We start from the raw sequence: 22,879 nt of genomic DNA on the forward strand, positions 1-22,879 counted from the left end.
CAAGACAACGCAACGGACTACGAGCATGAAGCTGAACGAAGATTTTCTGAACTCGATGAAAGAAGCCTTCGAACTGTTGCGTACGGCGGGCCCGAAGGAAGCGGCCGCCGCGGTTCAGCGCGCGCTCGCCGGCGGCGCGGCCAGAGCTGCTGAAACGCTGACGCCGCACGCACCCCAAAGTGCGAAGGATCGAGCACAAGCCTGGGCGCGAGCTCAAACGCAAGCCGAACCCGCGCCTCACCCTCCAGCCGGGCACACGGTCGACGCAGACACACCCGGCATCTTCAGCACGCACAACTTCAGCAACGGCGCAGGCCAGCGCCAATACAAGCTCTACGTGCCGGCCGTCTACAAAAGCGAACAGTTGCCGCTGATCGTGATGCTACACGGCTGCACGCAAAACGCCGACGATTTCGCGGCCGGCACGCGCATGAACGAAATGGCCGAGCGTCATGGCTTCATCGTCGTTTATCCGAATCAATCGCAGGCTGCCAATCATTCGAAATGCTGGAACTGGTTCAAACCCGTCGACCAGCAGCGCGATCAGGGCGAGCCTTCGTTGATCGCCGGCATCACGCGTGAAGTGATGGCGCGCTATCGCGTCGATCCTGCGCGGGTGTACGTGGCGGGTTTATCGGCGGGCGGCGCGATGGCGGACATCATGCTGACGACGTCGCCCGACCTGTACGCGGCAGCCTGCGTGCATTCGGGCCTCGCATACGGAAGCGCCAAGGGCCTGCCTTCGGCGCTCGCCGCCATGAAGAGCGGCAAGGCACGTCGCAGCCGCGCGCGCAGCGAGCCGCAGCGCCCGCTCATCGTGTTCCATGGTGATGCGGACTCGACCGTGCATCCTTCGAATGCCACCGAGCTCATAGCAGGCTTCGACGCCGGCACCACGACCGTCAGCGTGCCTGCGCGCGCGGCAAACGGCCAGCGCGGCTGCACGGTGCAACGGCTCAGCGCGGCGAACGGCGTCGAAGCGGAGTACTGGTCGATTCACGGCGCCGGCCATGCATGGGCGGGCGGCAGTCAGCGCGGTTCATACACGGACCCAACCGGCCCTGATGCGGCGGCCGAAATGCTGCGTTTCTTCCTCGCTCATCCGCGCAAACACTGAGCGACGCGTGCCGGCGTCAACCCGCGCCTAACGGCTTCAGCAGATTACGCAGCGCCGCAGCTGTAACCGGGCGCGAGAACCAGAATCCTTGTGCTTCGTCGCAGCCGAGCGCTTCCAGCTGCGCGGCCTGCTCGGCAGTCTCGACGCCTTCAGCGGTCACGCGCAGTTTCAACGCATGCGCCATCGCGATGATCGCGCCGACCAGCGCCGCACATTGCGGATCGGTGGTCATGCGCATCACAAAAGAGCGATCGATTTTCAGGCGATTCAGCGGAAAACGCGTCAGGTACGCGAGGCTCGAATAACCGGTGCCGAAGTCGTCCACCGCGACTTCAACGCCCAATTCGCGCAACGCATGCAACGTCTGCAATGCCTGGTCGGTGTCGCCAAGCAACACGCCTTCGGTGATTTCCACTTCGAGGTACGAAGGGTCGAGCGCGGCTTCTTCGAGCGCCTCGCGGATCGTCGAGAACAGGTCGTGTCGCTGGAACTGCTGCGGCGACACGTTCACCGCCACCCGCGGCAAACTGCCGGTCAGCCGGAGCAATTTGCCCGCATCCCGGCATGCGGTGCGGATCACCCATTCGCCGATTCGCTCGATCAGTCCCGCCTCTTCCGCGACCGGCACGAATTCGACCGGACTGATCAAACCACGCCGCGGATGATTCCAGCGCAGCAAGGCCTCCACTTGCACGATGCGGCCGGTTGCGAGCATCACCTGCGGTTGATACACGAGATGCAGCTGCTGACGCTCGAGCGCTTCGCGCAGCATCGTCTCGAGTTCGAAGCGGCGCGCGGCCTGGCCTTCGAGCGCGGCGGAAAAGCGCCGCACCGCATTGCCGCTCACCGCCGAAGCCGCCGACAACGCCACACCCGCGCGACGCATCAGCGTCGGCGCATCGCTGCCATCGGCCGGATAAGCAACGACGCCGATGCTGGCGGTGATGTTCAACGTGGTGCCCGCATAGTCGATCGATTCGGCGATGCGCTCCAGTGCTTCAGCGGCGAACGCATCGGCTGCCGCGCCGCTTTCGGTGATCAGCAGCGCGAATTGCGTACCGCCGATCGAGGCGATCGTACCGTCGTTTGGAAACAGACCGCGCAAGCGTTCGCCCACGATCTGCAGCACCAGTTCAGCCGCATGCAAACCGAGCGCGTCGCGCAGTTTGCGCAGGTGATCGAGTTCGGCGATCAGCAAGGTAAAACCGCTGCCGGTACGCTGGCAGCGCGCGATCGTCAGATCGAGGCGTTCGATGAATAGCGTCTGATTGGGCAGGCGTGTCACGCCATCGTGATGCGCGACATACCACAGCCGCGCTTCGGACTGTGCGTAACGTGTCATGTCGACGACGATGCCGACATAGCGCGGCGCCACGTCACCGGAAAGCCTCGATTCGGCAACGAGTGGAGCCAGCGCAAGAACCACGCGGACGGGCGTGTTATTGCGCCGAATGTAGGTCCATTCGCCTTCGTAGCGGGAGGTCACGGCGGATAGCGCCGGCCATTCGGCGCGGCGTCTGGCGAGTTCGGCCGGATCGTGCAGCGACTCGAAGCTGCGCCGGCCAACCAGTTCTTCGGCGGCAAAACCGGTCAGCCTTTCGAAAGCAGCGTTGACGCAGTCGAACGTGCCGTCCGCGGTGCAGATGAACATGCCGTATGGCGCCGCCGCGAGCGCGGCATCGGGCGTGCGCGCTTCGGCATAGGTGGAATCTTGCATCGCGCCGGCCTTTGGTTTTTCTGAGTATTGGAAGCGAATTGAAGCGTTCTGGGCGCGGACGCGCCGTTGGATCGTCAGTCCTTCTTAAGACGCCGACGGTGCACGCGGCAACGCGGCTTCGACAAACACCGCGCACAGCGCTTCCATTCCGTTCGCATCCTCTTCGTCGAAGCGTGCAACGATCGGACTATCGACATCCCACACGCCGATCAGCGTGCCGTCCGGGGCGACGAGCGGCACGACGATTTCCGATTGCGAAGCGGAATCGCAGGCGATATGGCCGGGAAACTCATGCACGTCGCGCACAACTTGCGTTCGGCGAGTCTGCGCGGCCGTACCGCACACGCCCTTGCCGAGCGCGATGCGCACGCATGCGGGCTTGCCCTGAAACGGCCCGACCACGAGTTCGCGACCGTCGTGAAAGTAAAAGCCGGCCCAGTTCAGATCGCTCAACGAATGAAACACGAGCGCCGAAAAATTCGCTGCATTGGCGATCCAGTCGGTTTCGTCGGCGAGAAGCGCGCGTGCCTGGGCGACCAGTTCTTCGTATTGCGCGGCTTTGGGAAGATGCGAAGCGGAGGAGACTTCGAACATGACGGTGTCCGTGGTGAAAGCGGAAAGAGGAACAAGCAAGGCATGCAGTGTAAAGCAAGCCGCTATTTCGTTCACGGCGAGCGCGGCTGCGCAAGCCGCCCTCTTTCCGCGCTATCTGCTTCGGGCGTTACGCGGACGAACCACGCACGATACGGCAATCACTGATCGACGCCGACGATCACGCTCGATGCCTTGAAGATCGCCGTCGCGGGCTTGCCGCTCGCGAGACCGAGGCGGTCGACGCTTTCGTTGGTGATGATCGCGGTAATCTGTGCGCCGCCCGCCACAATGGTCACATCCGAATTCACCGCGCCCTTCGTCACCGCCGACACCGTCCCGGCGATGCAATTGCGTGCCGACACCTGGCTCTTCGTCACGTCGACCATCACGATCACCGACGATGCCTTCACCAGCGCGAACGCCGGCTTGCCCGCCGCGAGCCCGAGCGAAGTCGCGCTGCCGTGCGTGATGATCGCGACGATCTCGAGACCATCCTGGGTGCGCAGCGTGACTTCGTCGTTCACCGCACCGTGTTTGACTTCGGCCACTTCGCCGGCGAAATGATTGCGCGCGCTGGCTCGCATGAGTGATCTCCTGATTGTGCGGCCCTGAAAAGCGGTTCAAGGCCAGCGGTTGAATGTGAAAGCAAGTGTATCGGAACGCACGCCGCGCACGACACCGTATCATCGAGCCCTTGGCCCCTTATTTGACCATGCCCGTCGAACCCATGCCTGCCGTCGTCCTGTCCCGTTTCGCCACCGTGTTGCCGGCCGCCTGCCGCGCCGCACGGCGTACCGCCCATGCCAACCTGCGGCGCGCCCTCTACGCCGCCGCGCTGTGCACAGCCCTCGCGGCCTGCAGCAATCCCGCGCCGACCCACGACGCGCACGCGCCAGCCGCCCCCATCGCGCTGTTCCCGATCGCCAATTACGACCAGAACGTCGATCACTGGCTCGAACCGGACAGTCCCGGTTACGACCAGCCGTTCCTGAGTCCCTCGGATCAGCAGGCGCATTTCAAGGCGCTTTACGCACGCTACTTCGGCACCGGCACGACTGCGCCGTCGCCATGGAACTCCGCTTACGTGAGCATGCGTGTCTATCGCCAGCAAGGCGCCGACATTGCCGCGTTGCAGCAGCGCCGGATCGTCAGATTCGATAACACAGGCAAGACCGGCACGGACATCGGCTACGGCGAGAATTTCCGTCCTCACGACAAGGCGTGGATCGACGCGATTGCGTACAACATGGACGTCGGCCAGTTCGAGCAGGCGCCCGTCTATCAGCCTGAGCGCCGCGCGATCGCCACCGGCAATCTGATGGTGCGCGAACTGCCGACCATGGACCCGTCGTTCTACGACCACCGTCTGGCCGGCGAAGGCTATCCGTTCGACAACCTGCAAATCTCGGCGGCGCGCCCGGGCACGCCGCTGTATGTGCTGGGCAGCAGCGTCGATGGCGCATGGGCATATGTGCAGACGCCCGATGTACAGGGTTGGGTGCGCAGCGACGACGTCGGCATGACCGACGACACCTTTGTCGACACGTGGCGCGCAGCCACCCGCAAATCGCTGGGCGCGGTAACGGTCGCCTCGGCGCCGGTGCGCGACAGCCACGGCGTATTCCGCTTCGACGCGCCGGCCGGCACGCTGCTGCCGCTCGCGCGTGAAAACGCGACGCAGCCCGCCGGTAAAAACGCAAACGCGAACTCAACCGCCACGGAAAGTGCCAGCCAGCCCGCCGCCCGCAAGCTCTTCGTCCCTGCTCGCGACGTGGAAGGCCACGCGATTATCCGCACCGCCCAGTTGAGCGAAGCGCAGATCGCCCCGATGCCGCTCGCCGCCACGCCGCGTCATCTGGCGATGCTGATGAAAACGCTGATCGGGCGGCCGTACGGCTGGGGCAATAGCGGGCTCTACAACGACTGTTCGTCGGAACTCCAAGCCATCTTCGCGACGTTCGGCGTGTGGCTGCCGCGCCATTCGTCCACGCAGATGAGCGCCGGGCGCATGATCGATCTGTCCGCGTCGACGCCGGCGCAACGGCTCGACTATCTCGTACAGCATGGCGAACCGTTGCGCACGCTGATCTACATCGGCGGCCATGTGATGCTGTACATCGGCAACACCACCCGCAACGGCGTCGCGGTTCCGGTCGTCTATCAGGACGTGTGGGGCTTACGCCCAGCCGACAATAGCCGGCGCGCGGTGATCGGCGGCTCGGTGATTCTGCCGCTGTTCGAACACATCCCGGAAGACGCCGCGCTGCAATCGCTGGCGGCGACCCCGACGTTCCAGATCAGCATCCTCGGCGCGCCCGGCAGTGGCACAGCGACGCCTCCGCCGGACGACGACAACCCGGCCGGCTAATCGCGTCGAGCGCGGGTCGGGCGCGGATCGACGCATTGAAGCGAACGCTTACGCCCGCGCTCAAAAATATTTTTTCCGGAGTGTCGATTCAATCGCGTACCAACCGTCGTAACGTTGAAGACCCGGCTCGCGCAGCGGGGCTTTCAACTCACGAACCTGTTACTTCAAGGAGTCGCCGTCATGTCCAGCCCCACTGTCAAACCGATCCCTGAGGGGATGCACTCGCTTACGCCGTATCTGATTTGCGCCAACGCCGCGGACGCCATCGCGTTCTACACCAAGGCTTTCAACGCTGTCGAACAGGTCCGCCTGCCCGGCCCGGGCGGCAAGGTCATGCACGCCTCGCTGAAGATCGGCGACTCCGTGCTGATGCTGACCGACGAATGGCCCGAGCATCGCAGCTTCGGTCCGAAAACGCTGAAAGGCTCGCCGGTGACGATTCATCTTTACGTCGAAGATGTCGATGCGAGTTTCAAGCAGGCCGTCGAAGCCGGCGCGACCGTGACGATGCCCGTCAGCGACATGTTCTGGGGCGACCGCTACGGCCAGATCCAGGATCCGTTCGGCCACAACTGGTCGCTCGCGACACATACACGCGATCTGACGCCGGAACAGATTCAGCAAGGCATGCTCGACATGAACAAGGCATCCTAGCCATGAAGTGAGCGGCGTGCCTTCCATCCTTCACGAGGAGGAGATCGTATGCAAAAGATTGCGCCATGCCTGTGGTTCGATGGTAAAGCGGAAGAAGCCGCCCGCTTCTACACCTCGGTGTTTGGCAATTCGCGCATCGCCACCACGATGCATCACTCGGACGCCGGCCCCGGACCGAAAGGCAGCGTGCTGGCCGTCACGTTCGAGCTCGAAGGCCAGGAGTTCATGGCTTTGAACGGCGGCCCGGGCTTCACCTTCACGCCGGCCATTTCGCTATTCGTGCACTGCGGCTCGCAGAAAGAGATCGACGGCTATTGGTCGAAACTCTCCGACGGCGGCACGCCGCGGCAATGCGGCTGGATTCAGGACAAGTTCGGTGTCTGCTGGCAAATCGTGCCCGATGTGTTGGGCCAGATGCTGCGGGATCCGGATGCCGCCAAAGCGAAGCGCGTGATGGAGGCGATGATGAAAATGGTCAAGCTCGACATCGCCTTGCTCGAACAGGCTTATCGCGGAGGATAAGAGGCTCGCGCCGGGCCGCAAGACCATGATCCTTGATAGGATCGGTCTCGGACAATGATCGGTGGGACATGAACGGTGCGCGTCAACCATCAGGCTTTCTTCTGCTCGCTGTTTGTCGCGCGTCTCGCCGATCAGATTCTGCTGTTCCTCGTGCCACTCGTCGTGTTCCAGACGACGCACAAGGTCTCGTGGTCCGGTGTCGCGTTCTTTATCGAAACGCTGCCGCGCTATCTGGTGTTTCCGTTCTTCGGTGCGCTGTGCGACCGTATCTCGCCGCTCAGGCTCGCCGGTTTGCTAGTCGGCGTGTTCTCAGGACGGGCGCAAACCGGCTGGCTGATCGTCGTGCTGTCGCTGGCGATGGGCGGCATCGGCGCAGCGGTGTCGATCGGCGCGGCACTATGGCAGCGCAAGCGCGCGCTGGCACTCGGGGAATCGTAACGACGTTAGCCACATGAGGCGCTACGGTTTGTTGTGCCTGCGGCGTGGGCCTTGGCCTGGTCTTCCAGGCGCTACGCGCAAAAACCTAAACAGGTTCACATACAACACCAAACTTCACCAACTGCGTAGCCCCAAAAGCATTACTAATAGCCACATCAGCCGCATCACGCCCGCGCGCCATCAAAACCCGCCCCGTCCGGGGCACATTATTCCGTGGGTCGAAAGTCTGCCAACACCCGCCAACATAAGCCTCGAACCACGCAGCAAAATCCATCGCCGCATACGGCGGCGGCGTCCCCACATCGCTGATATACCCCGTGCAATACCGCGCCGGTATATTCATCGCCCGGCACAAGGCCACCGCCAGATGCGCGAAATCCCGGCACACGCCCTTTCTCTCGTGCCATGCCTGCCACGCGGTCTTGGTCGGCCGCGCAAAATCGTAGCCAAACACGATATGCCGATGCACATAATTGCAAATCGCATCCACCCGCACACGCCCCAGCGGCATCTTGCCGAAGGTCTGCCAGGCGAACTCGGATAGCAAATCAGTCTCGCAGTAGCGGCTGCCCAGCAAAAACACCAGCGTATCGTCAGGCAATGCCTCCACCGGATGCTGCTCCGTGAACGGCGGCCGTATTTCCGGCTCGGACGACACCTCGAGAACAGCGCTCGTCGATAGCGCAATCGTCCCCTGCGGCGCGACGATCCGGCTGCACAGATTGCCGAAACCGTCGCGGTACTGGGTGATCGGCACCGACGGTTCGATCGTCAGCAAATCCGGACTCAGCACATCCTGCGCATGCGAATAGTGCGTGTTCAACATCAACATCATCGGCGTAGGTTGCACGCACTCATAGACCAGCTCGTAGCCAACACGCAATTTCATCGCGGCGCTCCTTCCAGTTGAAACGTTCAGTTGACGCGCCTGGTTAACCACCTCAGTTAACGCTCCCAGCTAACACGTTCGATTGATACCGATTGATACTCTCAATTCACCACGTAAGGTCCGAGCGCATAATCGGGCAACGGCGTTTCGACGTGTTCGAGCGTTGCCTCGCTGTCGAAACGCAACTCGCTCGCCCTGCCTTCGAAACTCGCCACCGCCACCGAGTTGTCGAACACGTCGTGCAGCCAGTGCAGCCGCGACGGCGTCGGCGTGATCACCAACTGGTTCGTGACGACGCGCAAGTCGCGGCTGGCGCGCGGTCGGAACATCATCCGGTGTTCGCCGAAACGCACGGGTTCCGAGTAGCGGTAGGCGCTGATGTGACGCACCGTGAAACGCTGCGGTTCAATCCGCTTTGCTTCGGTCATTTGACAGGCCGATGGATGCGACTGGGTTCGTCCTGGCCATCACGTTCACGTTCACGCTCGCGAAACCGCTGCCGTAGCAGGCGCTCAGCATTTGGCACGGTTTGATCCTGAATGAGTCACGGCCAAAGTTCGGCGTGGTCCGGGTTCAGCATACACCTGCCATATTGGTTGAAAGCACTCGTTTGGCAGCGGTATCGTCGTCGTGCCTACGGTGTTGGGCTTTCCGTGGTTTCTCTGCCTTCGCGGCTGCGCCGTGAGAAATCACCGGGCATGGACTTGTCCACAGAAAATGTTCGCAAATCTGTGCATAACTATCTGGCAAACCCTGCAAGCCATTGATGTGCTTGCCTTTTCCACCGTGAGGCCTAAGTTGTGCACGCCCCGCCGCAGCCTCGTGTCGCGTCACGTACGGCATCACGTCCACGTCATTCCCGCGCCGACGCTGTCTGGCCGTGCCGACGAACGCTTCGGACGCACTTCAAACGAACTCGTGACGCTCGTGACGATGCGCCTTCGAAGCGCGCCCACCATGCTTCGGCACGCTTGCGGCGGCGTGGGATTGGTCTGCGGTTTGGCGTTTGCTCGTCGCGCAACGTCGCAAGGCTCTGCAAGGTTCCCGCGCTTTGCGGACTCGACTCAGGCAGCCGCGGCTTGCGGCATCGCCTCGCCCTGTTCGCCGCCCAGTACCTCGAGCAGATCGGTCAGCATGCGGTCGAGTTCGGCGGTCATCAGCGTGACGTCGGAGTCGAAGCGCTCGTCGTCGTTTTGTGCGGTGGGATCGCTCGCTTCCTTGAGGACGTCGAGCGGCGCGATGCGTTTGATCGTCAACGAAGGTGTCAGCACGAACGACACGCGATCGTTCCACGTCATCGCGAGCCGCATGCATTGCTTGCCGGCTTCGATATGACGGCGCATGTCTTCGGCATCCAATGCATGACCGACATAACGCACGGTCGCATTACCTTCCGCGGCCGAGCGCAGTTCGGTGTCCTGGTCGAGCGTGAAGCCTGCGGGGCCCTCGCCGGAGAGCAGCCATCCGGTCATCGCCGCGACCGGGGATTGCGTGACGCGCACCGTGCCGAGCGGCAGTTGATCGATCGATTTGACCAGCAGGCCGCGCACCTCGTCGGCAACTGCTTGCGACGCCGCGTCGATCACGAGCCAGCCGTTCACGGTATCGATCCACACGCGCGTGTCGCGGCGAATGCTGAACGCGCGCGGCAGCAGTTCGTCGGTGACCTGCTCCTTGAGTTCGCGCATCTGCTTGCGGCCGGGTTTGAAGCCCTGCTGCTCTTCGAGTTCGGCCGCGCGCGCCTTGGTCACCTGCGTGACGACCGACGCGGGCAGCAGTTTCTTTTCCGCGCGAAACACCAGCAACATCTGGCGGTTCAGCGAATAGACGAGCGAGTCGTTGTCGCGCGGCGACGCCCAGCCGTGGCTTTGCATCTCGACGCTATTGCCGGGCGCGAACGCGTGCGGCGCGAGCCACTTCTCCATTTGTTCAGGGGTAACGGACCACGGAGCGGGAAGACGGTGCAGCTGAAGGTTTTTGAACCACATGGGCAGGGTCTTTTGTACGGGCAAAGCGCATCATTCTATATGACGCGGCCAGGATGGCGCGGTCGGGCGCGGCCCCGCACGCTCCGCGCCGAAGCGGCGCCACTGCAAGCGTCATTTTCAAATAAAATCTTAAAATCCCTTAACGGACAGATCGATTATCAAGCACTGCCGTTAGCCGGAGAATGCGCCTCGTCAAATCAACTTCTCTGGTGCGGTCATGTCGAAGGACGGTCGCATCGTCGAACTGGCACCTTGAAGACAATCCGACGCTGCTGAAACAGCCCGGCGCGATCAAGCCATAGTGGCGTAGTGGTTTAGCCGCATCGGTCTTGGGCGCGCTTTGCGTCCAAATCATCTAGACTTTTTGAAAGGCACGCGACATAGACGGAGGCGGCCATGGCCGATGAAACTGCACCCTGGCAGATGGTGGAATACGAGGGTTTCGAAATTCACGTGGCGCCTTTCCTGAAAAACCCGCCTAGCGAAGGGCACACGCCGACCGCGGCGAACCAACGCTACACGTATATCGGCTATGTTTGCCATCCGGGCGCGGATCCGGCCATTCCCGGCCATGCGGTGCCGTTTCACGCTGACGGCGAGGAGAGCTTCGCCGGCGAGGACGAAGCGCTCTATGAAGGAATACACGTGGGACGCAGCATCGTGGAAGGCACGCATCCTGATCTTACGGTGTTACCGCTGGTGACCGGCGGCGCGTGAATTTCGCTTGCGGTTCAGCGAGGTGTTTGCACGCCCGGCGAGTCCTGCTTCGAAATGCGCAATGCCAGGTCCAGCATCCGCCGGTTAGCGTTCGCGGGCGTGAACGTCTCGACTTTTTGCAGTGCCGCTTGCACCAGACGCCGGCGTAGATCGGTGTCGGTCAGCAGGTGCTCGATTGCGAGCGCCATCGCGTCCACGTCGCCCGGCGGCACGAGCAGGCCGGCATTGCCGCCTTCCAGTAAGTCCCTTGGACCGGTCGGGCAATCCGCTGACAGCACCGCTGTGCCGAGCGCCATGGCCTCGCCAAGCACCATGCCGAAACCCTCGTAGCGGCTGCTCAACACGAGCAATTCCGCCTGCCGGATATAGGGCGGCGGATTGGCGCAGAAGCCCAGAAAATGCACCGATGCGCCTATTTCCAGATCGTCGGCGAGTTGCTCCAGTTCGCGTCGGTCCCGCCCCTCGCCGATCAGGACGAGCGCCGCCTCGCAGCGGCCGCGCCCGCATACCTGAGCGTAGGCTCGCAGCAGCGTCTTGTGATCCTTCTGACCTTCGTCCAGACGCGCGACCGAAACGATGAACGACTCCGCTGGACGTTCGATCTCCGCGCACGCCGCACGTCGCAGGTCGTCGACGTCAATCACATTCGGCAATTCGACAATGTCCAGGCCGGTTGCCGAAAAGAGTGCTTGCGCCTCGCGCAGCATGGCAGGGGTCAGCACGGCAATCGCCGAGTAACGCGAATAATGCTTCACGCGCCGGGCGACGTAGCGCTCGCTCTTGCTGCCGAGCCGCGCCGCCAAACTGAAATGACTGACGCCGAACCAGGGCACATTGCAACTGCCCGCGACATGGCGCAGCGAAAAATCGAAATCGCAGATCAAATCGTGCTGCTTCGCGAGCCGCTGCATACGCAGCGCCGCCAGCGGCCTGATGGCGCCATAGGTCAATAGCTTGTGCAACAACTTCGCGCCGACGCCCAGCTTGCGGCGGCGCGCCGCCTGATGAAGCGCGTACATCCATTTCGACGAGGCAAGAACATGGACGGGAACGTCATCGGGAATCGACTGCGCGCGCCAGAACGACAGGTCGTCAGTCGGATACGCCACCGACAGGCTCGGCGCGAACAGCCGCCGGTCGAGCGTCTTCAGCCAGGACAGCAGCGCGGTTTCGGTGCCGCCTTTGCCGAAATCGTTGATATGAAACAGAATGCGCAGCGGGGCGCGGTCAGCTTCAGTAGAGTGAGGATTCGCGTTCGTCACCTTGGTTATTCGCCCAACTTTGCCGTCGGCGCTTCGCGCCGCTGCTCACTGCGCGCCACGGTGGATTGTCCACGTGCGGTCTCGTGCGACAGCTCGCGTGAAGCACCGGCTTGCTCCGCGCAACCCAGCAGCAGGCCGGCAAAAGCCCAAAACGCGAGCATGGTGGTCTGCCACATGAAATCATCGGTGGTATTTTTCGCGATCATGCCGGCCACCAGCGCCACGCCCGCGGCGCACAGCCAGGGCTCGACCCGCCGCATCCGCCAGAAACGCGCGACGAGGCACAGCAACAGCACGGTCTGCAGCGCGACCCCGATGAATCCCGTCTGCAACCACGTATTGATGAACAGGTTGTGCGCGTGCGTCAGCGCTTGCGGTTCGACCACCAGCAAACTGGGCGGCATTTCGCTGCGATAGACGATACCCGGCAGCGGCTTGCCGAAGCCCACCCCAACCCACGCATGGCGCTCGGCTTCGCCGATATAAAACTCCCATAATTTCGGACGCGTGTCGGCCGATACCGTGTCGCCGATCGCGGACAGCGAGCCCGGCACGTAGACCTGATGACCGTCGATCCCAACATCACGCGCCTGTGTGGGAAGGGGCACGGCGCCGGCCGTCCGCAGACGGGCACTGAACTCGAGTGTGCCGACGCCGGCCGCGCCCACCACCGCAATAACCAGCAATGCCAGCAGCAGGTGGCGCCGGTACAGCGGGAACAGCGCAACCAGAAGCGTCGCGGCGGCGGCCGGCCAGAAAAACCGGTTGAGCGTCGCGAGTCCGATGAAGAGGCACAGCGCGATGCCGCTTGCGCCAATTGCACGCCAACGCGGCCGCAGCACGAAACCCGCGAAGAGCGGCATGGAAAATAACGCGAGCGTGCTGGTGTGGCCGACGCGGTTATAGAAATGCAGCGGAAAGGTATTGGCGGTGGGCGGTTGCAGATGCCCCCAGTTGAGCGCGCTGATCGCGGCAAGCGCGACGCAGGCGACCCAGTTGACGAACACCACGGGCTCAGGCCGCCGCAGTTGGGTGCCGAACAGCCAGAAGCCCCAGAACGACACCAGCGGATAGAGCACCTCGTCGCACCACGCGTGCACGCTGACCATTGGATACATGGACCACGCGACTGAAACAAGGCTCCAGCCGGCCCAGCCCGCGATGGGCAGCACCAGCGGCCAGTGCCATAGCGAAGGCCGGTTCGGCGAGCAGGCCGCCGCCAGTACGCCGAGCGCCGTCAGGGCGAGCGCATTGAAGACGATCGCCGTCATGTGGCCGAACATCACCACGAACAGAATGACCGGACAGGCAATCCAGAACACGCGTTCCACTCGCGTAGCCATGTGAGTCATTAAACTTTCACCAGAACATTTTGCAATGCGTTATATACCGACTCGACCGACAGCCGGCCCATACAGTCGGCATGGTCGCCGCGCCACGCGACGCAGGTCGTCTCGTTGCGATCACAGCGCCGTACCCACGCTACCTCGCGGCGGAAAATAAAAGGCTGATCGCGGCACGGCATATCGGCGATCGTAACCGGCACGAACGGCACCTCGCGCCAGTAGCGGCCCGCGCCGTGAATCATCGCGTTGCCGGGCCCGAACAACGCGACCGTCGGCACCCCAATCAGACGTCCCAGATGTGCTACGCCGGTATCGGGACAAACCACGGCCTGGGCGCCGGCAAACAGATGCCATAACTCGCCCAGACCGAGCCGCGCCGCCAGGTTCGGATGACGAGGATCCGGGTCGATCGTGCGAATCAGTTCCGCTTCGCCCGGGCCGCCAGTCCATACCGGCAGATAGCCGAGTGCCTCGACGCATTGCGCGAGCTCGCGCCAACGCGCGTCGGGCCAGCGTTTGACGCTGGAGCTCGCGCCCGGATGCAGCACGACGTAAGGCTTCGCCAGTAGCGACGGCTCGGGTAGCGCCGCGTGTTGCGGCGCAGCCCAGTCGGTGGGCTGATAGGCGCGCGGCGGCGGCCCGTCGACCAGTTCCGTGGCGAGGTCGGCCCAGGCCGCCGGCATGGCGGGATACGGCACGCTCCGGTTGAGCGGCCAGTTCTTCCAGGCCGGTCGATCGCCAGCGTGTCCGACGATCCAGCGGCAGCCCGCGCCCAACGCGAGCCAGCTATGACGATTGTCGCCGAGGACCATGCCCAGGTCGTAAGGTCCGGAAAGCAAAACGTCTCGCACCGCCTTCGAATCACGCGGATCGAACGGCAAGGCAGTGACGTCGAAAGGCCGGCCGGCATACAGCGGCACGATCGCCTTCGGACAGGCAAGAACGATCTGCGCCTGGGGATATTGCGCGCGCAGCTTGGCAAGCAGCGGCGTGAGCAGCAGCGTATCGCCCAGCAATAGATGGTGCGCAATCAGGATACGGCGCGGGTTCTGCGGCTCGCGTCGCAATGGCTTGATCAGCAGCCGCGGCATGGCCCGCGCAAAAATACGAAGACGCCCGACAAGCCGACTCATAGGCTCATCGGCGCGTTGGTTCCCAACGCGATCTTGCTGTACGCCGATACCCGGCGCGAGGTCGCGTTCGCCATGCACAATCTCCAGCGGTATTCTTCCCGAAGGCCTCCAGTGCAGCGGCTACGGCCCCGTCACAGCGGGCCGGCGCGGCTCTGGACACGGCGCCTCTTGCCCGCCGCCTGTCCAGGCCGGCATGGAAAGCTCGATGAAATAAGTGGGTGTTCGGCTCGAATTGAGTTCGAGCGTCGATTGTGAAAAATTATAACATGTGGCCCTATCGACGAACGACGCGAAACCGCGCCAGGCGGCCCGCCCGTCCCTTCTGCTACAGGGGCGTGGCAGTCCTAACGCGCGGCGTCGATCTGCCTCGCCAGCGTCAGCAGCGCGTTCACGTGAGCGGCCACGCTGGCGTCATAAAGCACCGCGTCGCGGGCCAGTTCCGGCGGCGCGCGACGCGTGCCGTGCCGATGCTCATGCACCGCCCGTTCGAGGGTCGCGCGCAGACCGGCCAGGTCGTCCGCCGCGAAAACGAATTTCGCGTGCAGGGCGATCGCATCGCAGCAACCAATGCTCGACGGGAAAATGACCGGTGTGCCGCACATCACCGACTCGATGCCGACCAGCCCGAACGGCTCGTATGTCGATGCGAGGATCGTGAAGTCCGCGGCCTGGTAACACTCCGCTAGCTCTTTCACATAGCCGATATAACGCAGCCGCTCAGAAGTGCGCGCGGGCGGGCGACCGGCGACGGCCACCACCACGGGCAGCGCCGTGTCGCGCAGCGCGGCTTCGATGAGCGGCAAACCCTTGCGCTCATGGCTGCTCGACGGAAATAGCAGGACGATCTCTTCGTCGGCGAAACCATACTTGCGACGCAAGGCGGCGCGCGTCGCGGCGTCGGTCGGTGCGAAGCGCGTGCCGTCCACGGGGGGATACAACACACGGATCTTCGCCTCGTCGACACCATACAGTTCGCGCAGCTCGTCGTGCATCAGCTGCGAATGCGCGACCACGACCTTCGAGCGCTCGTATTGGCGGCGCTCGAGCGCAATCTGCCAGCGATCCGAACGCTTCTGCACGCGCCCCGTCGCCCGCAAAAACCCGAGATGCGTGCCGCCGCAGATCGCCATCTCGGACGAGTCGACGCGGTTGCAGCCGATCAGCACGTCGACATGCGCCGCGCGCCGCGCCGCGCGCAAGCGCCACGAAAACCAGCGGTCGCGCAGCTTGCCCGGCAGAAACGAGACGTTGATGCGGTGCGGCTCGACCATCCTGCATTCCGGCAACGACGCGTCGAAGCGACGCGCGAAGAAGGCCGGCTCGACGCCGAGCGCGGCGAGGCCGCGCACCAGATCCATGGCATAGCGCTCGAGGCCGCCACTGTGCTGGAGGGCGTTACTGGAGAGTCCAAGTTTCTTCATTCAGACAGCGCGCGCCCGCGCCTCGTCAAATGTTGAGGGGTAAGTCATGCGCGATCCGGGCTAGCGGACCGCGTGAATGGAGACCCGAATGGCCGATTGACGTGTCGTGCGCTTCACGCTGCGTCCTGCTGAAACTGGATGCGATGCAAATGCGCATACAGCCCGTTTTGCGTCAGCAGTTCACGATGGCTGCCGCGCTCGACGATCCGCCCGGCGTCCATCACCAGAATCCGGTCGGCACGCTCGATCGTCGATAGACGGTGCGCGATGACGAGCGTCGTGCGGCCCTTCATCAGCGTTTCCAGCGCGGACTGCACGTGGCGCTCGGATTCGGAGTCGAGCGCGGAGGTCGCTTCGTCGAGGATCAGGATCGGCGCGTTCTTGTAGATCGCGCGGGCGATCGCCAGACGCTGCCGTTGCCCGCCCGACAGCATCATGCCGTTGTCGCCGATCAGCGTATCGATGCCGCTCGGCATGGCCTCGACGGTATCCCACAGGTTGGCCGCGCGCAGCGCCGCTTTGACCTTTTCCGGATCGGCCGCCTCGCCGTACGCGACATTGTTCGCCACCGTGTCGTTGAACAGCACCACATCCTGGCTCACCATCGCGATCTGGCTGCGCAGCGCGTGCAGGCCGTATTCCGGCAGTGCGACGCCGTCGACCAGAATCGCGCCGCCGGTCGGATCGAAAAAGCGCGGCAGCAGATTCACCAGCGTGGTCTTGCCGCTGCCGGACGGACCGGCCAGCGCGACCATTTCGCCCGGCGCCACCTTGAACGACACGTGGTCGAGCGTATGGCGTTTATGCGTGGCGTTGCTACCGTAGGTGAAGGACACGTCGCGGAACTCGACTTCGCCCGAAGCGCGATCGAGCGGCTTGCCGCCGCCGGCGGGTTCGGACGGCTCGTCGATCAGCCCGAAAATCAGCTCGGCCGCCGTCATGCCGCGTTGCAGCGGCTGGTTCACGTCCATCAGGTGCTTCAGCGGCGAGATGATCAGCAGCATCGACGTGACGAATGCGACAAAGCCGCCGACGGTGGTCTGATCCGACGACGACTGCACCACCGCGATCGTAATCACCACCGCGAGCGCGATCGATGCGAGAAATTGCGTCAACGGCTGCGCGAGGCCGCCGGAGACGGTCATGCGCATCGAGTAGCCGCGCAGACGCCGGCTCATCAACTTGAAGCGGTCCATCTCGTACTGCTCACCGTTGTGCACCTTGACCACCTTGTAACCGCCCACCGTCTCTTCGACGATGTACGACAGCTCATTGGTCAGCATTTGGTGCTCGCGGTTCAGGCGCCGCAGACGGCGGTTGATCTTGCCGACCAGCCAGCCGATCCCCGGCAGCAGCACGGCGACGATCAGCGTCAGACGCCAGTTCAGAAAGAACAGATAGCCGAGCAGGAACACCACGGTCAGCGAATCGCGCACCAGCGTGACCAGCACGCTCAACAGCACGTTGAGAATCTGGTTCACTTCGAAGACGATCGCGTTGATCACCGTGCTCGCGGTTTCGCGCTGGAAAAACGCCACGCTCGAGTGGATCATGCGCTCGAACATCTTCAGACGGAGTTCGAGCAGGATCTTGTTCGACACGTAGGCAAGCAGATAGCCGGACGCGTATTGCGACACCCCGCGAATCAGCGCGAGGCCGATCACGGCGACCGGCACGAACCACTTGGCGTTGTCGCTGGCATGCGCGCCGAAGCCCTTGTCCAGAAGCGGCTTGAGCAGCGCGGGAATCGCCGCGTCGGTGCTGGCGCTCACGGCCATCGCGACGATCGCGCCGATCAACACCCACAGCAACGGCTTGAGATACGGCCACAAGCGCCGCATCACGACAACGGGCGACGACGCTTCACCTGAAGAACCGATGGGTTTGCTTAACGTTGGCTTCGCGCTCAAGGAATCCTCTGGGAATGCGGGACGGCATCCGTGCATCGGACGGAATGCCTGCCGCGCGGAAAGTCAAATACGGCATTGTAAACGGTTGGGGATCGCGTGACCGGTGCTGATGAATTGGCCGGATGGTGCGGGCCGCGGGCGGAGGGCTACCGACAGAGAGCCGCTGACAGAGGCCGGGCGCGTCCGCGCCCCGCCGCGTGCGCTGTGTATACTTGCGCGACCCATTCCGTCACTCCGCACTGTCCACGCACTTCAGGTATGCAAGAAACCACCCTCGGCGTCGCCATCATCACCAAAAACGCGGCGGCTCGGCTGGCCGAATGCCTGCAAGCCGTGGCCTTCGCCGATCAGATCGTCGTGATCGACGGCGGCAGCACCGACGGCACCGCCGAAATCGCCCGCGCACACGGCGCCCGGGTCCTCGAACAGACCGACTGGCCCGGCTTCGGCCCGCAAAAAAACCGCGCGCTCGATCAACTAACCACCACCTGGGTGCTATCCATCGACGCCGACGAAATCGTCTCACCGGAACTCGCCGCGGCCATTCGCGCGGCACTTGCCGCGCCCACCGCCGAGGTCTACGCGGTGGATCGCCTGTCGAGCTTTTGCGGCCACTGGATTCACCACAGCGGCTGGTATCCGGACTGGATCCCGCGTCTGTTCAAGCGTGGCGCGGCGCGCTTTTCCGACGATCTCGTGCACGAACGCCTGGTGTTCGGCACGCCGGCGCAGCGCCTGACCGGCAAGCTGATGCACTACTCGTACGAAGACTTCGAGGGCGTATTACGCAAGCTCGACACGTATTCGACGGCAGGTGCGCAGCAGCGTCATGCGGCAGGCAAGCGCGGCAGCTTCGGCAAGGCCGTGGGTCGCGGCCTGTGGGCGTTCGTACGAACTTACGTGCTGCGGCTCGGGTTTCTCGACGGCCGTGCCGGGTTCATGATCGCAGTATTCAATGCGGAAACGGTGTACTACCGGTTTTTGAAGCTGGCGCGATTGGAGGAAAGGTCGCGGGCAACCCCGCCCGCGCGACATCAATAAACGATTTCGATCGAACTTCCCGCGAATTCGCCGCGCAATGCGGCCAGCAGTTCGTCGGTAGGCTTCACGCGCCACGCGTCGCCCAGACGCATTTCCCCTTGCGCATTCTCGCTGCGATAGACCACCTGCACGGCGAGCCCGTTCGGGATCTGTACAGCCTGACGTTGACGGCCATTGTCGCCGCCATAGCCGCCGCTTCGGCCACCGCCGCCACCGCCGCCGCGCGCTGACGCGGCCGGCGCCGCGGCGGCTTGCGGCTCGTCCTTGCCCGCGCTATGCGCTTCGAGCACACGCCGCAACGCCGATGCGTCCGCGTTGCCGTTCATCTGCACCTTGACGGCTTCCGCGTAACGGCAACGCGCACGGCCGAGGTCCATCACCGTATCGACGGTGAAGCGGATGCCGCCGGTGAATGCGTCATTACGCGCCTGACCCTGCACCACCAGCAATTCATCTTCCTTGAACAGCTGCTTGTGCGCTTCGAAGGTCTCGTTGAAAACGGTCACTTCGCATTGGCCGGTGCCGTCGTCGAGCAGCGCGATCAGCATCTTGCCGCGTTGGGTCATCTGCGTGCGCAGCGACGCGATCACGCCCGCCACCAGCTTGTCGCGCCCTTCCTTCAGATCGCCGATCTTCTGGCGCACGAAACGGCGCACTTCGTTCTTGTATGCATCGAACAGATGGCCCGACAGGTAGAAGCCGAGCGCGGCCTTCTCTTCCTGCAACTTCTTCTTTTCCGGCCATTCCGGCTCGTCGATCAGTTCATGACCTTGCGACGGCGCGTCGCCCATGTCGAACAGACCCGCCTGCATGGCATTGGCGCTCGCCTGCTCGGCAGCCTCCATTGCCAGCGACACCGACGCGATCAGCTGCGCGCGATTCGCATGCAGCGAATCGAACGCGCCGGCGCGAATCAATGCTTCCACCGTCCGGCGATTGACGACCCGGCGATCGATGCGATTGCAAAAATCGAAGATATCGATGAACGGACCCTCTTCGCGTGCGCGCAGGATTTCTTCGATCGCGTTCTGGCCGCTGCCCTTGATCGCGCCGAGACCGTAACGGATCGTTTTCGAGCGTTTGCCGTCCGCTTCCGCGACCGGCTCGAAACGGTACGCCGACTGGTTGACGTCCGGCGGCAGCACCTTCATCCCGTTCGTGATGCAGTCTTCGAACAGGATCTTGACCTTGTCCGTGTCGTCCATGGCGAGCGACATATTCGCCGCCATGAATTCGGCCGGATGGTGCGCCTTCAGCCATGCCGTGAAGTACGCGAGCAACGCATAGGCGGCCGCGTGCGACTTGTTGAAGCCGTAGCCCGCGAACTTCTCCATCAAGTCGAAGATTTCGTCGGCTTTCTCGGCAGTCAGGCCGTTCTTTGCCGCACCTTCGCGGAACAACGCGCGGTGCTCGGCCATTTCCTCGGCCTTTTTCTTACCCATCGCACGGCGCAGCAAGTCGGCGCCACCGAGCGAGTAGCCGCCGATGATCTGCGCCATCTGCATCACCTGCTCCTGATAGACCATGATGCCGTAGGTCTCTTTCAGGATCGGCTCGACGCGCGGATCGGGATACTCGACCGTTTCGCGGCCGTGCTTACGCGCACAGAAGCTCGGGATCAGGTCCATCGGGCCAGGACGGTACAACGCCACCAGCGCGATGATGTCCTCGAAGCGGTCAGGCTGCGCGTCTTTCAGCATGCCTTGCATGCCTCGGCTTTCCAGCTGGAACACGGCGACCGTATTCGCTTTCTTCAGGATCGAGAACGACGCCGGATCGTCGAGCGGCACTTGTGCTAGCGACCAGTCCTGCTTCGACGGATCGAGGCGGCGGATATAGCGCTCGGCCCAGTCGAGAATCGTCAGCGTGGTCAGACCCAGAAAGTCGAATTTCACGAGGCCGACAGCTTCGACGTCGTCCTTGTCGTACTGGCTCACGACACCGCTTTCGTCGCCTTGCGTATAGAGCGGGCAGAAATCCGTCAGCTTGCCTGGCGCGATCAACACGCCGCCGGCGTGCATGCCGACGTTACGCGTCAAGCCTTCCACGCGCTGTGCGAGTTCGAGCAACTGGTGCACTTCGTCTTCGTTGTCGAAGCGCTCCTGCAGCAGCGGCTCTTCCTTCATCGCGTCGGCAATGGTGACGTGCTTGCCCGGCTTGAACGGAATCAGCTTCGCGATACCGTCCGTGAACATGTAGCCGAGATCGAGCACGCGGCCGATGTCGCGCACCGCCGCCTTCGCCGCCATCGTGCCGAAGGTCGCGATCTGCGAGACCGCATCCGCGCCGTACTTGTCCTTCACGTACTGAATGACGCGGTCGCGGCCGTGCTGGCAGAAGTCGATGTCGAAGTCGGGCATCGAGACCCGCTCCGGATTCAGGAATCGTTCGAACAGCAGGTTGTAGCGCAGCGGATCGAGGTCGGTCACGCCGAGCGCATACGCAACCAGCGAACCCGCGCCCGAACCCCGGCCCGGACCGACCGGCACGCCGTTGTTCTTCGCCCAGTTGATGAAGTCCGCAACGATCAGGAAGTAGCCCGGAAAGCCCATCTTGATGATCGTGCCGCACTCGAATTCGAGGCGCTTGTAGTACGTTTCACGCTGCGCATCGCGCTCCGCCTCGACCGGATACAACTGTTCGAGACGCTTTTCCAGGCCCTCTTTCGACAGATGCACGAGGTAGTCGTCGAGCGACATGCCGTCGGGTGTCGGGAACAGCGGCAGCTTCGGCTTGCCGAGTTCGAGCGTCAGGTTGCAGCGCTTGGCGATTTCGACGGTATTGGCGAGCGCAGACGGAATGTCCGCGAACAACGCAGTCATCTCTTCTTGCGTGCGGAAATACTGCTCGGCCGTGAAGCGCTTCGAGCGGCGCGGATTCGCCAGAATGTCGCCTTCGGAAATACACACGCGCGCTTCGTGCGCGGTGAAATCGTCCGGCGTCATGAACTGCATCGGGTGTGTGGCCACCACCGGCAATTTCAGCGACGCCGCAAGCGCGACCGCCTGCTGCACGTACTGCTCGCCGCCCGGCTGGGCACACCGTTGCAACTCGATATAAAAGCCGTTCGGGAACACCTTCGCCCAGTGTTGGGCATGGCGCTTCGCCGCTTCCGGGTTACCGGCCGCCAGCGCGAGACCGACATCGCCCTGCTGTGCGCCGGACAGCGCGAGCAGGCCTTCACCCAGACCGGATTCGAGCCAGCCGGCTTCGACTTCCGCACGCCCCCGATACTGGTTGGTGAGCGATGCCTTGCTGAGCAGTTCGCACAGATTCAGATAGCCGCGCCGGTCTTTGACCAGCAGCAGCAGGCGCGAAGGCTTGTCGCGGTCGTCCGGATTGGTGATCCAGACGTCGCAGCCGGCAATGGGTTTGACCCCTTTGCCACGGGCTTCCTTGTAGAAACGAACGAGGCCGAACGCGTTGCCGAGATCGGTAAGGGCGAGCGCGCCCTGACCGTCTTTGGCCGCCGCCGCGACGATGTCGTCAAGGCGCACGATGCCGTCGGCAATCGAGAATTCGGAGTGGACGCGGAGATGAACGAAGCGAGGATCTGACATGGGCGACATTGTAACTCCACCCTACTGGAGTTTTCAGGCCCAACCCGCGCGTTGGCCGTTTGGCCCAAGAGCGAAACGCGCGAGCACCGCGCACCGGCGCGCGGCGGACAGCAAACGGTTTGAGCAGCAGGCGCACGCAGTATGCTTCGAGCGTCCGAAAGGGCAAATCGAGGCAAACCCGGCTCAAGTTCGTGCACGATTT

18 protein-coding genes and 1 pseudogene are annotated in these 22,879 nt (G+C 63.3%); 7 read left to right on the top strand and 12 right to left on the bottom strand.

The window, feature by feature from the left end:
* Nucleotides 1–25: 25 nt before the first annotated feature.
* Nucleotides 26–1,117, top strand: coding sequence for an alpha/beta hydrolase family esterase (locus SB772_RS17130; RefSeq protein ID WP_410834419.1), 1,092 nt, complete (start codon nucleotides 26–28; stop codon nucleotides 1,115–1,117).
* A 16-nt stretch (nucleotides 1,118–1,133) separates the two neighbouring features.
* Here the strand turns inward: SB772_RS17130 and SB772_RS17135 are convergent, their stop codons facing one another.
* From SB772_RS17135 to SB772_RS17145, 3 genes are all read right to left on the bottom strand, one after another.
* Nucleotides 1,134–2,834 carry a putative bifunctional diguanylate cyclase/phosphodiesterase gene (locus SB772_RS17135; RefSeq protein ID WP_410834420.1) on the bottom strand — a complete coding sequence of 567 codons (1,701 nt, stop codon included), beginning with the start codon at nucleotides 2,832–2,834 and terminating at the stop codon, nucleotides 1,134–1,136.
* An 84-nt stretch (nucleotides 2,835–2,918) separates the two neighbouring features.
* Nucleotides 2,919–3,428, bottom strand: a complete 510-nt coding sequence (locus SB772_RS17140; RefSeq protein WP_410834421.1) for a GAF domain-containing protein — start codon at nucleotides 3,426–3,428, stop codon at nucleotides 2,919–2,921.
* Nucleotides 3,429–3,586: 158 nt separating this feature from the next.
* Nucleotides 3,587–4,012: a TOBE domain-containing protein gene (locus SB772_RS17145; RefSeq protein WP_410834422.1), complete on the bottom strand. Its 426-nt coding sequence runs from the start codon at nucleotides 4,010–4,012 to the stop codon at nucleotides 3,587–3,589.
* 143 nt (nucleotides 4,013–4,155) lie between these two features.
* Between SB772_RS17145 and SB772_RS17150 the strand changes: the two genes are divergently transcribed.
* From SB772_RS17150 to SB772_RS17165, 4 genes and pseudogenes are all read left to right on the top strand, one after another.
* A complete protein-coding gene (locus tag SB772_RS17150; protein WP_410834423.1) occupies nucleotides 4,156–5,796 on the top strand; it encodes an SH3 domain-containing protein in 1,641 nt (546 codons plus the stop codon).
* A gap of 180 nt (nucleotides 5,797–5,976) precedes the next feature.
* The gene (locus SB772_RS17155; protein WP_410834424.1) at nucleotides 5,977–6,450 is read left to right on the top strand and encodes a VOC family protein; all 474 of its coding nucleotides are present in this window, start codon (nucleotides 5,977–5,979) and stop codon (nucleotides 6,448–6,450) included.
* Nucleotides 6,451–6,498: 48 nt separating this feature from the next.
* Nucleotides 6,499–6,972: a VOC family protein gene (locus SB772_RS17160; protein WP_410834425.1), complete on the top strand. Its 474-nt coding sequence runs from the start codon at nucleotides 6,499–6,501 to the stop codon at nucleotides 6,970–6,972.
* Nucleotides 6,973–7,047: 75 nt separating this feature from the next.
* Nucleotides 7,048–7,267 (top strand): annotated as a pseudogene (locus SB772_RS17165) (MFS transporter); the annotation flags it as partial.
* A gap of 228 nt (nucleotides 7,268–7,495) precedes the next feature.
* Here the strand turns inward: SB772_RS17165 and SB772_RS17170 are convergent.
* The 3 genes from SB772_RS17170 to SB772_RS17180 form a co-directional block, all read right to left on the bottom strand.
* On the bottom strand, nucleotides 7,496–8,299 hold the full coding sequence (locus SB772_RS17170) for a transglutaminase-like domain-containing protein (RefSeq protein ID WP_410834585.1): 804 nt from the start codon (nucleotides 8,297–8,299) through the stop codon (nucleotides 7,496–7,498).
* A gap of 101 nt (nucleotides 8,300–8,400) precedes the next feature.
* Nucleotides 8,401–8,727, bottom strand: a complete 327-nt coding sequence (locus SB772_RS17175; protein WP_410834426.1) for a transglutaminase N-terminal domain-containing protein — start codon at nucleotides 8,725–8,727, stop codon at nucleotides 8,401–8,403.
* A gap of 636 nt (nucleotides 8,728–9,363) precedes the next feature.
* Nucleotides 9,364–10,287: a recombination-associated protein RdgC gene (locus SB772_RS17180; RefSeq protein ID WP_410834427.1), complete on the bottom strand. Its 924-nt coding sequence runs from the start codon at nucleotides 10,285–10,287 to the stop codon at nucleotides 9,364–9,366.
* Nucleotides 10,288–10,683: 396 nt separating this feature from the next.
* On the opposite strand from SB772_RS17180, the gene SB772_RS17185 reads away from it, so the two are divergent.
* Nucleotides 10,684–11,004, top strand: a complete 321-nt coding sequence (locus SB772_RS17185) for a hypothetical protein (protein ID WP_410834428.1) — start codon at nucleotides 10,684–10,686, stop codon at nucleotides 11,002–11,004.
* Between the two features lie 14 nt (nucleotides 11,005–11,018).
* Here SB772_RS17185 and SB772_RS17190 read toward each other — a convergent pair whose 3' ends face one another.
* The 5 genes from SB772_RS17190 to msbA all read right to left on the bottom strand — a co-directional run bounded on the left by SB772_RS17190 (nucleotide 11,019) and on the right by msbA (nucleotide 18,076).
* The gene (locus SB772_RS17190; protein WP_410834586.1) at nucleotides 11,019–12,275 is read right to left on the bottom strand and encodes a glycosyltransferase; all 1,257 of its coding nucleotides are present in this window, start codon (nucleotides 12,273–12,275) and stop codon (nucleotides 11,019–11,021) included.
* Nucleotides 12,272–13,618, bottom strand: coding sequence for an O-antigen ligase family protein (locus tag SB772_RS17195; RefSeq protein ID WP_410834429.1), 1,347 nt, complete (start codon nucleotides 13,616–13,618; stop codon nucleotides 12,272–12,274). The genes SB772_RS17190 and SB772_RS17195 overlap by 4 nt, the downstream gene beginning before the upstream one ends.
* Entirely contained in the window at nucleotides 13,618–14,745 is a 1,128-nt protein-coding gene (locus tag SB772_RS17200) for a glycosyltransferase family 9 protein (RefSeq protein WP_410834430.1), read from the bottom strand. The genes SB772_RS17195 and SB772_RS17200 overlap by 1 nt, the downstream gene beginning before the upstream one ends.
* 344 nt (nucleotides 14,746–15,089) lie before the next feature.
* Nucleotides 15,090–16,166, bottom strand: coding sequence for a glycosyltransferase family 4 protein (locus tag SB772_RS17205; RefSeq protein WP_410834431.1), 1,077 nt, complete (start codon nucleotides 16,164–16,166; stop codon nucleotides 15,090–15,092).
* 113 nt (nucleotides 16,167–16,279) lie between these two features.
* Complete coding sequence (msbA, locus tag SB772_RS17210; RefSeq protein WP_410834432.1) at nucleotides 16,280–18,076, bottom strand: lipid A export permease/ATP-binding protein MsbA; 1,797 nt, start codon at nucleotides 18,074–18,076, stop codon at nucleotides 16,280–16,282.
* A 258-nt stretch (nucleotides 18,077–18,334) separates the two neighbouring features.
* Between msbA and SB772_RS17215 the strand changes: the two genes are divergently transcribed.
* Nucleotides 18,335–19,117, top strand: a complete 783-nt coding sequence (locus tag SB772_RS17215) for a glycosyltransferase family 2 protein (RefSeq protein ID WP_410834433.1) — start codon at nucleotides 18,335–18,337, stop codon at nucleotides 19,115–19,117.
* Here SB772_RS17215 and dnaE read toward each other — a convergent pair.
* Nucleotides 19,111–22,686, bottom strand: a complete 3,576-nt coding sequence (gene dnaE / locus SB772_RS17220; RefSeq protein ID WP_410834434.1) for a DNA polymerase III subunit alpha — start codon at nucleotides 22,684–22,686, stop codon at nucleotides 19,111–19,113. The genes SB772_RS17215 and dnaE overlap by 7 nt on opposite strands.
* Nucleotides 22,687–22,879: the final 193 nt, after the last annotated feature.

Source organism: Paraburkholderia sp. SIMBA_030 (genome assembly GCF_046535245.1).
Classification (GTDB): Bacteria; Pseudomonadota; Gammaproteobacteria; order Burkholderiales; family Burkholderiaceae; genus Paraburkholderia.